The sequence below is a fragment of the Thermasporomyces composti genome, from assembly GCF_003386795.1.
Lineage (GTDB): Bacteria > Actinomycetota > Actinomycetes > Propionibacteriales > Actinopolymorphaceae > Thermasporomyces > Thermasporomyces composti.
Genome location: NZ_QTUC01000001.1, coordinates 970,603 through 984,907 on the forward strand (window position 1 = coordinate 970,603; position 14,305 = coordinate 984,907).

At 68.6% G+C, this 14,305-nt stretch carries 14 protein-coding genes; 5 read left to right on the forward strand and 9 right to left on the reverse strand.

The features are described 5' to 3' along the window. Positions 1–165: 165 nt before the first annotated feature. A complete protein-coding gene (locus DFJ64_RS04190) occupies positions 166–417 on the forward strand; it encodes a WhiB family transcriptional regulator (RefSeq protein WP_115849252.1) in 252 nt (83 codons plus the stop codon). A 142-nt stretch (positions 418–559) separates the two neighbouring features. Here DFJ64_RS04190 and DFJ64_RS04195 read toward each other — a convergent pair whose 3' ends face one another. Next, complete coding sequence (locus tag DFJ64_RS04195; protein ID WP_115849253.1) at positions 560–2,026, reverse strand: sensor histidine kinase; 1,467 nt, start codon at positions 2,024–2,026, stop codon at positions 560–562. A gap of 235 nt (positions 2,027–2,261) precedes the next feature. Here DFJ64_RS04195 and DFJ64_RS04200 point away from each other — a divergent pair, with 235 nt between their 5' ends. Next, positions 2,262–3,170: a DUF2785 domain-containing protein gene (locus DFJ64_RS04200; RefSeq protein WP_115851810.1), complete on the forward strand. Its 909-nt coding sequence runs from the start codon at positions 2,262–2,264 to the stop codon at positions 3,168–3,170. A gap of 23 nt (positions 3,171–3,193) precedes the next feature. Beyond that, positions 3,194–4,954 (forward strand): acetolactate synthase, encoded by a 1,761-nt coding sequence (locus DFJ64_RS04205; RefSeq protein ID WP_115849254.1) that lies wholly within the window; start codon positions 3,194–3,196, stop codon positions 4,952–4,954. 38 nt (positions 4,955–4,992) lie between these two features. Here DFJ64_RS04205 and DFJ64_RS04210 read toward each other — a convergent pair whose 3' ends face one another. From DFJ64_RS04210 to DFJ64_RS04220, 3 genes are all read right to left on the reverse strand, one after another. Continuing rightward, entirely contained in the window at positions 4,993–5,208 is a 216-nt protein-coding gene (locus tag DFJ64_RS04210) for a biotin/lipoyl-binding carrier protein (RefSeq protein WP_115849255.1), read from the reverse strand. Positions 5,209–5,361: 153 nt separating this feature from the next. Next, the gene (locus DFJ64_RS04215; RefSeq protein ID WP_115849256.1) at positions 5,362–6,663 is read right to left on the reverse strand and encodes an HD-GYP domain-containing protein; all 1,302 of its coding nucleotides are present in this window, start codon (positions 6,661–6,663) and stop codon (positions 5,362–5,364) included. Then, the gene (locus DFJ64_RS04220; RefSeq protein ID WP_115849257.1) at positions 6,660–8,009 is read right to left on the reverse strand and encodes an HD-GYP domain-containing protein; all 1,350 of its coding nucleotides are present in this window, start codon (positions 8,007–8,009) and stop codon (positions 6,660–6,662) included. Before DFJ64_RS04220 ends, DFJ64_RS04215 begins: the two co-directional genes overlap by 4 nt. A gap of 1,860 nt (positions 8,010–9,869) precedes the next feature. Between DFJ64_RS04220 and DFJ64_RS20185 the strand changes: the two genes are divergently transcribed. Then, positions 9,870–9,944 (forward strand): 50S ribosomal protein bL37, encoded by a 75-nt coding sequence (locus tag DFJ64_RS20185; RefSeq protein ID WP_425452211.1) that lies wholly within the window; start codon positions 9,870–9,872, stop codon positions 9,942–9,944. Between the two features lie 204 nt (positions 9,945–10,148). Here DFJ64_RS20185 and rsrA read toward each other — a convergent pair whose 3' ends face one another. The 5 genes from rsrA to DFJ64_RS04245 all read right to left on the reverse strand — a co-directional run bounded on the left by rsrA (position 10,149) and on the right by DFJ64_RS04245 (position 13,539). After that, positions 10,149–10,433 carry a mycothiol system anti-sigma-R factor gene (gene rsrA / locus DFJ64_RS04225; protein WP_115849258.1) on the reverse strand — a complete coding sequence of 95 codons (285 nt, stop codon included), beginning with the start codon at positions 10,431–10,433 and terminating at the stop codon, positions 10,149–10,151. Continuing rightward, a complete protein-coding gene (locus DFJ64_RS04230) occupies positions 10,430–11,047 on the reverse strand; it encodes a sigma-70 family RNA polymerase sigma factor (protein WP_115849259.1) in 618 nt (205 codons plus the stop codon). The genes rsrA and DFJ64_RS04230 overlap by 4 nt, the downstream gene beginning before the upstream one ends. 278 nt (positions 11,048–11,325) lie before the next feature. After that, positions 11,326–11,961 carry an alpha/beta hydrolase family protein gene (locus tag DFJ64_RS04235; protein ID WP_115851811.1) on the reverse strand — a complete coding sequence of 212 codons (636 nt, stop codon included), beginning with the start codon at positions 11,959–11,961 and terminating at the stop codon, positions 11,326–11,328. A 130-nt stretch (positions 11,962–12,091) separates the two neighbouring features. Next, entirely contained in the window at positions 12,092–12,856 is a 765-nt protein-coding gene (locus DFJ64_RS04240; protein ID WP_115849260.1) for an SOS response-associated peptidase, read from the reverse strand. A 41-nt stretch (positions 12,857–12,897) separates the two neighbouring features. Continuing rightward, positions 12,898–13,539 carry a hypothetical protein gene (locus DFJ64_RS04245; protein ID WP_115849261.1) on the reverse strand — a complete coding sequence of 214 codons (642 nt, stop codon included), beginning with the start codon at positions 13,537–13,539 and terminating at the stop codon, positions 12,898–12,900. A 77-nt stretch (positions 13,540–13,616) separates the two neighbouring features. On the opposite strand from DFJ64_RS04245, the gene DFJ64_RS04250 reads away from it, so the two are divergent. Further along, positions 13,617–14,153 carry a MarR family transcriptional regulator gene (locus DFJ64_RS04250; RefSeq protein ID WP_115849262.1) on the forward strand — a complete coding sequence of 179 codons (537 nt, stop codon included), beginning with the start codon at positions 13,617–13,619 and terminating at the stop codon, positions 14,151–14,153. Positions 14,154–14,305 lie beyond the last annotated feature (152 nt).

The window sequence follows — 14,305 nt, forward strand, 5'->3', positions numbered from 1 at the left end:
GGGGCTGACGCAAGCGATCACACTCCGTGTGGGTGCAACCGGGACACCGGTGCCTCCGTGCTTTTATGCACGTGATCGTGAAAGTGTTCACATAGCAAAACCAAGACCGAACCGCCATGCGTTGTCGGTGGAGGCCGACACGCGCGAACCGAGGAGTAAGCCTTGATGGACTGGCGCCACCGGGCCGCCTGCCGGGACGAGGACCCTGAGCTCTTCTTCCCCATCGGGAACACGGGTCCTGCGCTCCTGCAGATCGAGGAGGCCAAGGCGGTCTGCCGTCGTTGTGAGGTCATTGATTCCTGCCTGCAGTGGGCCCTTGAGACGGGACAGGATGCCGGTGTGTGGGGCGGCATGAGCGAGGAGGAGCGCCGAGCCCTCAAGCGGCGCGCCGCACGCTCGCGGGCCCGGATCATTTGATCGCGCGAAGCTCTTCACAGGCCCTCGCCACGGCGCTCGGCGGGGGCCTCGTGGTTTACGGCTCCCCACGGCACCTCGCCCTGGACGTCGCCTCACCGCGGACGCGGTGCCGCGTCGCCGAGTGGCGAACCCGTGGGATTCGTCAAAGCTCGTCGGGAATATCCAGGACGACGCGGGTCCCTTCGCCGTCCTCGCGTCCGCCGATGTGAAGTCGGCCACCCATCTCGCTTTCCACGAGCGTGCGGACGATCTGCAGACCCAAGCCTCCTGAGGTGTCGAGGTGAAAGTCGGGCGGCAGCCCTCGACCGTCGTCCTCGACAACCACCTTGAGCCGGCCGTCGCTCCGATCGACGATCACGTCGACTCGACCGCCGCGTCGGCCGACACCATGTTGGACGGCGTTCTGGGCGACCTCCGTGATCACCATCGCGAGGGGCGTGGCGCGCTCCGCGTCCAACATCCCGAAGGTTCCGACTCGTCGCGGAACGACCCTCGTTTCCGGGATGGAGACCTCCGCCACCATCGCGAGGACCCGGTCGGCCACCTCGTCGAAATTGACCCGCTCGTCGAACCCGGTTGACAGGGTCTCGTGCACGATCGCGATCGTGCCCACGCGACGGACGGCCTCCTCGAGCGCCTCGCGACCACCCGCTGTTCCGATCCGGCGCGCTTGCAGCCGTAGCAGAGCCGCCACCGTCTGCAGGTTGTTCTTGACGCGGTGGTGGATCTCTCGGATCGTCGCCTCTTTGGTGAGCAGCTCCCGCTCGCGCCGGCGCAAGTCCGTGACGTCACGCAGCAGAACGACCGCGCCGACGGGCGTCCCTTTGGGCATGAGCGGGATGATCCGCATGCTCACCACGGCGGCGGAATTCTCAATCTCCGTCTCCCGAGGAGCCCGCCCCGACATGATCGCCGCGAGGGCTTCGTCGACAGGCCTGCGAGACGGCGGCACGAGGGCGGCGGTCGTCGTGCCGAGGTGACAGCCGAGCAGATCGCCGATCAGGCCGAGTCGACGATAGGCCGACTGCGCGTTGGGACTGGCGTAGGTGACGATCCCGTTCACGTCCAGGCGGATCAGCCCATCGCCCACACGAGGCGCGGCCCCCAGGTCGACTCGCTCCCCCGGCAACGGGAAGCTGCCCTCACTGATCATCTGGGCGAGATCGGTCGCGGTTTTCAGGTAGGTCAGTTCGAGTCGGCTGGGCGTGCGAACCGAGAGCAGATTCGTATTGCGGGTGATGACGCCCAAGACACGGTCGAGGCGACGGACCGGGATGCATTCGACCCGCACGGGCACCGCGTCGCGCCACTCCGGGTCACCGTCGCGGCAGATCCGACCCTGGTCGAAGGAGGCGTCGAGCAGGGAACGCCGTCCCCGAGGCACGAACGTCCCGACCAGGTCGTCGACGTGCGCGGTCGGCCCGGTCGTCGGCCGCATCTGCGCGCAGGCCCAGAAGCCCAACCCGTCGCGGTCGGGAACCCACAGGACCAGGTCCGCGAAGGACAGATCGGCCAGCATCTGCCACTCGGCGACGAGCCGATGCAGCCATTCGCGGTCGTCGTCGTCGAGGTCGGTGTACCGCTGGACGACGTCATCGAGGGAGGGCACGCCGGAAGCGTATCCCCGGGCCCGACCTGGGTCCCGACACAACGTTCGGCCTCCGTCGTCGCGCTCCGCCGAGGGCGGCCGTTCAGGACGACCGGAGCTCGGAGGCGTGCGGTCGAGAGGTCGCGCGACCGGTTCCGGCCGTCCCGACGAAGCCCCGTCGCGGTGCGTGTTCACCGATGATCGACAGGCCCCACCTACCCTCGAAGCGACGAAGGTCATCTGGAAAGATGTCCGCGTGGGGGTTCGTTCAGCCTATTGGGAACAGGTCCGCGCGAGCGGCTTCAGGCTGCCCGACGACCGCCCGCTCGACGACCTCACGACCGAACTGGTCGAGATGTTGGGTGACCCGGACCCGCATACTCGACAGGGCATCGCCTATCCCGTGCTGTCGACCTGGATCAGCGAGGGCGTCTACGACGACCTGCTCGCTGGCTTCGGGGACGGCATTTCCGAGGGTCTGTTCACCGGTCTCGGCGAAGACGGCACCGACAGCGTCCTGCGTCGCTCCTACTCGGCGTCGCTCCTTGCCAGCGCCATCATGCGCGACCACGTCGCCCGGGTCGTCCACTCCGACGCCATCTTCCGCTGGGGAGACCGCGCCGCGTCGTGGTTCGTCCGGGAACGCGACCTGCGCGGCTACATCGAAGGGCGCGGCTGGGCGGCGGCGGTCGCCCACGGCGCGGACTTGATCGGCGCTCTGGCCCGCTCCCCGCACTTCGGCAAGCTGGAGCTCACGGTCCTGCTCGATGTGGTCGCCGATCGCCTGCTCACGCCCACGCGGTACCGCTTCGTGCACGGTGAGGACGACCGGCTGGCGTTGGCGATCATGGCCGTCCTCCACCGCAACACCCTCGGCATCGATGTCCTGGAGCCCTGGGTGGAACGACTGGCGACCGGGCTCGTCCCACCGCCTGTGAAAGACGGCGACCCGCCTCCGGAGTGGCCGACCCCGACGGCCGGCAACACCGCAGCCTTCCTCCGGGCACTCCACTTGCAGCTCGCACTCGGCGTCCAGGGTTACCCCACGCCCCAGGACGCCGCGCTCTTCGCCAATCCCCCGCACGTGCGGGCCGACTTGCTGCTGGTGCTGATCCGGGTCCTTCGGTCCAGCCAGCCGCACCTCTTCGCGCAACCGCGGCGCTAGTCGCCTTGACCTGGGAGGTACCCATGGCCGTGTCCCCTGCCGACAGGTCCACGGGGGCCCCGCGCGAGAGGTCCACGGGTGACTGGACAGGCGTCGACGAGCGGTCGGAGCGTGAGCTCCTCGAAGGCCACGGTGGTGACCTCGCGGTGGCAGTCGCCCGTGCGCACGGGGTCGAGACGATGTTCACGCTGACCGGCGCCCACGTCTTTCCCCTCTACGACGCGGCGGTGGGCGGTCGGGACCGTCCGCAACCTCCGCCGATGCGTCTCGTCGATGTGCGGCACGAGGCGACCGCGGTCTTCGCCGCGGAGGCGACCGGCAAACTCACTCGCACACCCGGCTTGGCGGTCGTCACCGCGGGCCCCGGCGTCACCAACTCGGTCAGCGCGATCGCCCAGGCCTACCAGTCCGGCTCACCACTGGTCGTTCTCGGTGGTCGCGCCCCGAGCCATCGCTGGGGCTCCGGTAGCCTCCAGGAGCTCGACCACCCTCCGCTGCTCGCGCCCATCACCAAGCGCGCCCGGACCGTCGCGACGGTCTCGGAGCTGCCGAGCGCCGTCGACGAGGCCTTCCGTCTCGCCGGGTCACGCCATCGCGGACCCGTGTTCCTCGACATTCCCATGGACCAGCTCTACAGCCGGACCAGCGCGGAGGTCCCACTGGCATCGACCGCTGGCTCGGCGGCAGGCGACGTCGACCACGACACGCTCGCCGAGGTGGCGACTCTCCTCGCGCAGTCCGCCCGCCCGGTGCTCGTCCTGGGGTCTGACGTCTGGCTCGATGGCGCGGAGGCCGCGGCACTCGAGGTGGTCGAGGAGCTCGGGGTGCCCGTCGTCACCAACGGGATGGGACGGGGCGTCGTCCCCCGGGGACATCTGTCGCTGGTCTCACGGGCGCGTGGCGTGGCCTTCGGACGCTGCGACCTCGCGCTGGTCGTGGGGACGCCGCTGGACTTCCGGCTCAACTTCGGGGCCTTCGGCGGCCGGGACGGCGCGCCGCCAGCCCAGGTCGTCCACCTCGTCGACGCCCCGGACCAGGTCGCCTCGCACGTCGACCTCGCCGCCTCGGTCGCCGGCGACCTCACCGCGATCCTGACCGGGCTGGTGGCGGCGTGGCGGCAGGTTCTCCGTCCGCCGGACTGGTCGGCGTGGCACGCCGAGCTGCGCGCTGCCGCGGACGCCGCCCGGGAGCAGGACGCCGCGCTCCTCACCGCCGACACCGACCCAATCCATCCGGCCCGGGTCTACGGCGAGCTGCTTCCCCTGCTCGACGACGACGCCGTCATCATCGGCGACGGTGGCGACTTCGTCTCGTTCGCCGGACGATTCCTCTCCCCCGGCGCTCCCGGGTGCTGGCTCGACCCGGGCCCGTTCGGGTGCCTCGGCGCCGGCCTCGGCGCGGCGATCGCGGCACGGATCGCCCGTCCCTCCTCGCAAGTGGTGGTCCTGCTGGGTGACGGCGCCGCCGGCATGTCCCTGCTCGACGTCGACACGCTGGTCCGGCATCGGCTGCCCGTCCTCATGGTGGTCGGCAACAACGGCTGCTGGGGGTTGGAGAAGCACCCGATGCGCATGCTCTACGGCTACGACGTCGCGACCGACCTGCGACCCGGCACACCGTACGACGCGATCGTGGCGGCGCTGGGTGGGGCCGCTGAGACGGTGCGGCGTCCGGCCGAGTTGGGCCCCGCGCTCCGGCGTGGGTTCGCCAGTGACGTGCCGTACCTGGTCAACGTGCTCACCGACCCTGACGCCGCCTACCCGCGCTCCACCTTCGGGATCTGACCACGCTCCCCGCACCCTGGCCACGGGCGAGCGCCGAGCTACTCGAGCACGACGAGCACGTCGCCTTCCTGGACGACCGTGCCGGGGGTCACGGTCACCTCACGGACCACTCCCGCCGATTCCGCGACCACCGGGATCTCCATCTTCATCGACTCGAGCACCAGGAGCGGCTGCCCCGCCTCCACGGAGTCCCCGGGCGCGACGTTGACCTCGAACACGTTGGCGACCATCTCCGCACGAACCTGCTCAGCCACCAGCCCTCCTTCCGTGGACCCCGTCATCCAATCACGATGCGCCGGCCACCTGCCCGCGCCACACGGCGAGGCAGCCTACGGCGAACCGCGGCACAGCCGTCCGCGCCCTCCCTCGCCGGCGCGGCACCCACGCCCCGTGAGCGGTGTGGTCACTCACCGTGGGATGAGGTTCGAGCGGCTCAGGACCCGTGCCAGCGCCGCGACCACTTGGGGGTCGTACTCGTACGCCATTCCCAGCCGGAGCCCTTCCAGCGCCTCCAACCGGGCGTCTTCGGTGGTGGCGGTGCCGACGAGGTCGTCGTAGGCGTTGACCACCTTGATGATGCGGCTCTCCAGGGGAACCGAGCTGTCCTCCCACAGGTGCGGTCGGCGATAGGGCTCCGCCTGAGCCTCCACGATCCGGGCCACCTCCTCAGGCATCGCCGCCTTGCGCGCCACCTCCGCCCCGAGCGTCGCGATTCGGCGACGCTCCTCCGGCGCCAGCAGCACCGTCGCACCTCCCGGGATGGGATCGGTCAGCGAGAGCTGTCCCACGTCGTGCATGAGGGCCGCGTACTGCAGGTGCCGAAGGCGACGCTCCGACAGCCCCAGCTCCCGACCGATCGCGAGGGCGAGCTCGGTCACGCGGCGGGCGTGGCCCGTCTCGGTGTAGCCACCCACCTCGGTCGCGCGCGACAGGGCGCGGATGGTCTGGACCTGGGTACGTCGGATTCTCGCGTACCGGCGGTAGGCGAACTGGGCGAGCAGCAGCGGGATGATCACGAGAGGCAACGCCCAGAGCCCGACCTCCCAGGTGGCGAGCGGGATCAGCACGCCGGTCGACGCGATGGCGGCCCCGATGCCGAAGAACGCGACGAGCTCGTTGCGCAGCAGCGCGAGGAACGGCCCCGCGTGACGACTGGCCTCCACCCCGGCCGCCAGGACCGCCTCGAGCGGCCACGCGACGAGGACGGCGAGGACGGTGAGGACCACGCACGACGGCGGGTGCGCGTCGAGCCAGGCGTACCAGTCGTCGGCGAGGACGAACGGGCGGAATACGGCGGCCACACCGGCGACGACGATCACGCGCCGCGCGATGCCCTCGAGCTCCGTGGCCCGGCCAGCCAGAGCGTGCGGCAGCGCGCCGACGAGCATCCCGACGGAGGTGACGGCGACCGTCTGGAGCACCGTGTGGGCGGCGCGCCCTTCGTGGGGCAGGTGGCTCAGGAGCGCGTAGCCCAGAGCGGCGGCGAGTCCGATCGGAGCCTGCACGCGGTCGTCAGGCAGTCGGAGACGCACCACCTCCCCGACAGCGATCAGGCAGCCGAACGTCACCGCGACCATCGGGGCGACCAGGCCACGCACCGCGGTCTGCGCCACCGCCGTCACGGTGAGCACGGAGGCGCAGGCGACCACGACCGCTGAGCCATCGAAGAGTGAGGGCGACCGGATCGACGCCAGTGAGGAGCCGCTCATGAGGACTCGCCGGACCTCTCCTCGACCTGTGGCGGATGCGTCGGGTCGTCATGGTCGTACGCCGGAGCCGTCGCCTGCGCTGACGGAACGTGGGGTACCCGTGCGGGTGTCCACCCGTCGCGACGGATCACCGAGACGAACAGGTCGACCAGATCCGGGTCGAAATGGGTGCCCCGGCAGCGGATGAGCTCCTGAAGAGCTTCCTCGACAGGTCGGGCGGGACGGTAGGAGCGCAGGCTGGTCATACAGTCGAACGCGTCGGAGATCGCCAGCACGCGGGCGAAGATGGGGATATCGGCGCCCCGAAGGCCCGACGGATAACCCGTCCCGTCGTAGCGCTCATGGTGATGCATGATGCCAGCGCGGGCGTCCTCGAGGAAGGCGATGTCACCCACGACCTCCACCCCGTGGAGGGGGTGCAGCTTGATGGCGTCGTACTCGTCCTCCGAGAGCCGGCCGTCCTTCTGCAGGATGCGTGTGGGGACGCCGATCTTGCCGACGTCGTGGAGCAGCCCCGCCTGAGCGAGCGCCTCGAGGCGCGCGCCGTCCCAGCCCATCTCCGCACCCAGCATCGTGGCCGCCTTGCTGACCCGCTCGCCGTGGCCCCGGGTGTAGAGGTCCTTGGTCTCGATGGCCTGGGCCAACGCCTGGAGGGTCGCCTGGTGCGCCTTCTGCTCGGCGCCGTACTGCGCGAACGCCCAGTTCGCCACGAACAGCGGCGGGAGAAGGAAGAGGGCGGCGAAGGGACCGAGCTGGCCGAGCCAGAGCACCCCCATCAAGAACCCGAGGTAGGAGAACCCGATGAAGGCGCCGAAGGTCTTCGCGAAGAGCGACCGCCACACGCGGAGCGGTCCCGCGCCCATGTCGAGCCGCAGCACTCCGGCAAGCAGCGCGTAGTTGGCCAGATGCCACACCAGATTGGCTGCGGTGATCGGCACCAGGATGTAGGGAAAGTCGCTGGCGTCGACGGCGCCGACGTCGCCGCCGAGGCCGACGTACACGACACCACCGAGGAACGTGCAGACGACGTTTTGGGAGACGTTGTAGACGCGTTTGACGACGGGGGTCGTGGTGCGGAAGACCAGCAGGCTGGCGAGCAGGACGGGTGCGCCCCACATCCCGAGAACCGGGTACGTGGCGACGGCGATGACAGAAGCTAAGGAAGCGAGCAGATCACCTTCGGCACGGGACTGGACGCGCGCCTTGGCCTGTTCGGCGAGGAAGACCAACGCGGCGAAGAAGGCCACGTCCACTGGCGCCGCCACGTTCGCGACGGACACCACGGAGACGACGAGGGCCACGGCTGCCAGCGCGCCGACGTAGAGGCAGGTCGCGAGAGTAGGCATGGGCAGAGAACCTCCTCGTGGCCCTGGAGCTCCGGTCGCGCGTGGCGAGACTCAGTGTGGCTCAGCCCCACTCCAGGCCACCACGTGCGGTGACTGTCCTCACGTCATCCTCCTCCCATCGGCGATGCATCGATCGGCGGCTCTGTCAGCCCCACTCCAGGCCGCTACCCGCACGGCGGACGTTCACCACAGCCTCCTTCGCGTCGGGTCTCATGCTCGAGGAAACTGACTGGGATGACGCAGAGTCTTGACCAACCTGACTCTCCGCAACGTGGAGTCTCGGCGGTCCGACCTTCGGCATCTGACGTCTCGACTCTCACGACGGATCGAAAAACTGTCCGACGACCTACGATCAGCCCCACTCGAGGCCGCCACCACCGCGGAAAACGCTCACGACACCCTCCCTTCCAAACCACGACTCAACCAACGACAACCGACTCACCTCAGCCCCACTCGAGGCCGCCACCACCGCGGAAAACGCTCACGACACCCTCCCTTCCAAACCACGACTCAACCAACGACAACCGACTCACCTCAGCCCCACTCGAGGCCGCCACCACCGCGGAAAACGCTCACGACACCCTCCCTTCCAAACCACGACTCAACCAACGACAACCGACCCATCTCAGCCCCACTCGAGGCCGCCACCACCGCGGAAAACGCTCACGACACCCTCCCTTCCAAACCACGACTCAACCAACGACAACCGACTCACCTCAGCCCCACTCGAGGCCGCCACCACCGCGGAAAACGCTCACGACACCCTCCCTTCCAAACCACGACTCAACCAACGACAACCGACCCATCTCAGCCCCACTCGAGGCCGCCACCACCGCGGAAAACGCTCACGACACCCTCCCTTCCAAACCACGACTCAACCAACGACAACCGACTCACCTCAGCCCCACTCGAGGCCGCCACCACCGCGGAAAACGCTCACGACACCCTCCCTTCCAAACCACGACTCAACCAACGACAACCGACCCATCTCAGCCCCACTCGAGGCCGCCACCACCGCGGAAAACGCTCACGACACCCTCCCTTCCAAACCACGACTCAACCAACGACAACCGACCCATCTCAGCCCCACTCGAGGCCGCCACCACCGCGGAAAGCGCGCATGTGTGCCTCCCTTCGACAGCCACTCCATTACCGGAGCACGCGAATACACGACATCGAGCTGGTGGTACACCAGCGCGACTATGAAGGTTTGAATGATTGAACGGAAAACGTTCTGCGGGAGTCGCCCGACGACAATGAAGAGTCAACGACGCATAGTGGTTCACGGTCAAGTGGTGACCGAAAAGGCGACTCCACAACGTTACGGTGACTTTCCGTAACCATCCTCGGGGATGCGTGCGCCGCATGACACGAGCCGAGCGCACGCCCACCTCGCACGCTCGGTGACCAGGCTCCGACGGCCGCACGCGGCAAAGCCGGCAGATCACCACGACGGCGATCACCCACCGTACCTGCACCCGAAAGAAATACGCGACAGGTATGAGCAGCCTGTTTGCGCGATTGTGAGCGGTCCCGCGCCGGAAGTGCCGCGATCAGGCGCAGGCGACCACAAAGATGGTTACTCTACGTACACGTAAGTGGGACGGACCGGGCATCCCTGCAGGAGGATCTGCAAATTTGCATACGTAGCGTAGCTACTTTTTGCGGAAAGGGCCCGGTCAGCGGGGACTTTCGGACTCTGTCGCAGCCCGGGATCCGGTGTCGTGCGAAGATGTCCTGCCGTGACGCCCGCGGTCCGACGCGGTCACGCGGGGACGGTTCCCACCGCCCGCGTGGCGCGGTCAGCGGCCGAGAGCGTCACCGGGACCGGATCTGACCACGGGAACGAGAGGGATCGAGATGGCCAAGAACGGTCGCAAGCGTCGGGCCCGGCGCAAGAAGGCGGCGAACCACGGCAAGCGTCCCAACGCCTGACCGACATCGAGGCCCAGCACGGGGCCGTCATCGCCGACCACGCCGGAGCTGGCCGGTCGTCTCCGCACGGACCGTGCCGCTCCGGCACGTCATTGACGCGACTGCCAACCGCTCATCGAGAATCGTCAACCAACGGCGGCGCCGGCGACTGAGGACGAGGCGCGCCAGTGGCGCTCGGCAGGGCTATCGTCTCGACTCCACGTCTTAGACGGCGGGAGGCGAGCTCTCCGTGATCTGAACGTGCACCGCCCGAATACGGGCGAGGATCTTGCTGCGTAGGCTCTCGGGTGGCTTGTCGCCACCACAGGATCGCGCGACGAGCGACTTGACGAGCTCCTCCAGGTCGTACTTCTGCAGGCACGGTGCGCACTCGTCGAGATGACGTCGGATCTTCGCGCAATCGGCCTCGTCAAGCTCGTTGTCGAGGAAGAGGAAGACCCGCTCGAGGACCTCGGCGCAGTCGACATCGTGCGGCTTGCCGCAGCTCATTCCTCTTCGCCATCCTTCCCGTCCGCCGTCGTCGGGAGGAGCCCGCGCTCACGTGCGTAGTCCTCGAGGAGCGCCCGGAGCTGGCGCCGTCCTCGGTGCAGGCGTGACATCACGGTACCGATCGGAGTCGACATGATGTCGGCGATCTCCTTGTAGGAGAAGCCCTCGACATCCGCGAGGTACACCGCTATCCGGAAGTCCTCGGGAACCTGCTGAAGCGCTTCCTTCACGTCGGAGTCGGGAAGGTGCTCCAGCGCCTCCACCTCCGCCGACTTCAGGCCACCCGAGGTGTGCGACTCGGCCCGAGCGAGCTGCCAGTCCTCGACCTCCTCGGTGGCCGCCCGTTGCGGCTCACGCTGCCGCTTGCGGTAGTTGTTGATGAAGGTGTTGGTCAGGATCCGGTACAGCCACGCCTTGAGATTCGTGCCCTCGGTGAACTGGTGGAACGACGAGTAGGCCCGAGCGAAGGTCTCTTGGACCAGATCCTCAGCATCGGCGGGGTTGCGCGTCATCCGGAGCGCCGCGTTGTACAGCTGGTTGAGGAGAGGTAGGGCATCTCGCTCGAAACGGGCCCTCCGCTCCTCCGGCGTCTCCGTTGTCACGACCGCTTCCATTGCCCGCGAGGATAGCGCCAGCTCGGCCTCGGCAGACGCAGCCTCCGCGGACTTAGCGGTCCATCCCAGCCACTGCGTGGAGTCACCGATGGAACTCGGCTTGGGTGGGCACGCGGCAACCACGAACTTGCCTCCTGAGTGTCGTCTCGACCTGACCGTGACAACATCCGCGCGACTGCCGTGATTCCCGGCCTGTGCCCCAGCTGACCGCCTCAGCCGGAGGTGGGAACGGGTGAGCTCGGTCAGTCAGCTCATCCGCCGCGTTCCGGACAAGAGGATCAACCGCCCACCGTACGGACAATCCATTCCGCCACCGACTCCACCACGATGGCGAGTGCCTCCTCCTGGTCGACCGGGCTTGACCGACTCACTCGGAACTCGTGGTCCGCTCCGGGTACGGTGACGATCTCCACACCGTCAGGCAGCTCGTCCGACCGACCAAAGCTGTCCCGTTCTCCTTGCACGACCAGGGTGGGGACGCCGGCTTCCAGCAGCTCCTCCGCCCTCGACTTCTCCGGACGTCCCGGCGGGTGCAGCGGAAACGCGAGAGCGACGCACCCGACGGCACCGAGTGCGCGAGCGGTGCGACACGCCACCCGTGCTCCTGCGCTGCGCCCTCCGACGATCAGCGGACTCCGGGTACGCAAGTGGTTCAACGCTCCGATCCATCCTCGGTCGAGCCGCGCGGGGCTCGGGGCCAGCCGCTTCCCGGCCAGCCGCCACGGCTGTTCGACACGGATCACGCTGATCCCCGACGCCGGCAAGGCGGAGGCGAGGGCCTCAAGATCCCTGGCTTCGGGCCCACCGCCAGCGCCGTGACCGAGGACGAGCGTGGCGGTCGTGCGCCGTGCCCGGTCGTAGATCAGCCGAGCCGGCCCTTCAGAGGTCTCGACGACGCGCTCGGTCCAGGCCATGGCGTGATCGTCCCAGACCTCGCGCATGTCGGCATCGCTACCCACCCACGCCCTGTGCACAGCCCTGTTGGCTGGGTGAGCTGTGGAGAGGGACGGTTCTCGCGAACGTCAGACCTCTCAGAGCTGCCTCTCAGAACAGGCCGAGCGTTCCCGTCGCTGCGTCAGAGGCATTCTCGGCCGGCAACGGGGCGACCAGCTCCGGCCCGTTGTTGCGGACGTTGTTGACCGCCGTCGAGACCGGATAGGCCTGGAGCAACCCGGGAGCCGCTGGCACGAGGATGGAGCGAAGCTGGTCGACGTCGTTGATCCGTGGGTCGAGCCAGGTCGCGTAGCGCTCCCGCTCGACCAGGAGCGGCATCCGCTCGTGGATCTTGCCGACATCGTCCACGGCTCGGGTCGTGAGCACCGTGCACGTCCACACGAACCGGTCGGGGTCGTCGTCGGGTCGGGTGGGGTCACGCCAGATCTCATAGAGCCCGGCCATCGCCAGGACACCGCCGTCGCCCCGGTGAATGAAAAAGGGTTGCTTGGCGCCCTTCGCCTCGCCGTACCACTCGTAGTAGCCGTCGGCCGGCAGGAGGCACCGCCTCGCCGCGAAGGCACGCCGGAAGGCCGGCTTCTCGTGCGCGGTCTCCAACCGGGCGTTGATGAGGCGGTTGCCGATCTTCGGGTCCTTGGCCCAGGACGGGATCAGCCCCCACCGCACGAGCGTGAGTCGGCGCTCGGGCGGGGCGTCGCGATCACCGTCCGGCGAGCGTTCGAGAACGGCCGGCACCCGCTTGGTCGGGGCGATGTTGTAGTCGGGCTGCAACGTCTCGCGCACGTCGATCCGAGCGACCTCGAACTCCCGCGCGAGGTCCTCAGGATCACGACTGAGCGAGTATCTCCCGCACATACGTCCCCGCCTTCTTCGCCATGCCGTCGCGGCGACCGCCGTCACTGCGTTCGACGGCCATTGTTCTGGATGTCGCCGACAGTCGAGGCTCCGCCGTCGGACCGGGCCGAGGCCTGCGCGGTCGCTCCGGACGGATCGAGGGAGGCCGCGCCGGCCGAGGCGCCGTCGGCCGGCATCGCCGCGTGGACCATCGCGCGGACGACCGCCACCATCCAGATCAGTGTGAACGCGATGACGGTCGGGTTCTTGGCCGCGACGAGCACCGCCATGACGAGCTCGGCCTGCGGGTCGGGCACCCAGGCCGTGATCGCGGCGGTCGGCAGGGTGTCGAAGACGACGAACGCGGCGCCCAGCACCGCGAACTGGGTCAGGAACGCGGCGCGCTCTCGGTGGACGAACTCACCGAACCTCTCCCACACGCCACGCGCGCCCAGGTCGCGCAGCCCGGGGTCGTCTCGGGCGACGAGCCGGACGATGAGAACCACGAGCAGGAGACGAACGACAGCGGTCAGCACTTCCGTGCCAGCGCTGAGCCCCTCCGGCAGCTCGCCGCCGAACCGGATGACGACGAAGCGCTGGACGGCGGGGATGGCGGACAGCCCGGCGACGAGCCAGATGTGACGCAGGTAGAAGCGCACGCCCCATCCCGCCGCGCGTCCAGCGAGCGCGAGTCCTGACAACACCGGAGGGCCTCCTCGGCTTGGGCATTGCTTCACAATAATGAACTATTCAGATTGCTGAAGTAAAGAGGAGCGCGATCATGAGCGACGGCGCCGACCTTGGCTGGGAGCTCAGCACCGCGATCGTCCTCTTCCACGAAGCGGTCGCCCACAGGCTGGGCCTCAACGCCGCCGAGCACAAGGCGCTCGGCCTGATCGTCCGGCGCGGCCCTCTCCCCACCGGTGCCCTCACGTCAGAGCTCGGCATCAGCGCCAGCGCGGTCACCGGAGTCGTCGACCGCCTCGAGCAGGCGGGATACGTGCGTCGGACGCCGGATCCACGAGACCGTCGCCGTGTCCTCCTCACCGCGTCCGACACCGCCACCGGGCCCGACTTGGCCGGCATCTTCGCCGAGCTGGGTGAGGAGATGGGCACCTTCATGCGACGCTACGACGAGCGCGAGCTCGCCGCGATCCACGACTACATCACCAACACCATCCGCGTCCTCCGGACGCTGACCCGCCGTCTCGCCGAAGAGTCCGCGTCCGAAAGCGGCCCGTATCATGGCCGGCAACGGCGACGACGGAGACGAGTAGCCCGGGGCGAACCGGACCACAGAGAGTCAACCGGTAGCTGAGAAGGTGACGTCCGGTCCCGTGCGAAGACCCTCCCGAGCCGCGGGGAACAACGGCGCGTCGGCACACGCCTGTCCGACCGCCCACTAAGCCCCGCCGGTTGGCCCCCGTCACCGGGCTGAAATGAGGCCGCCGTCCCGCGCGTCGGACATCC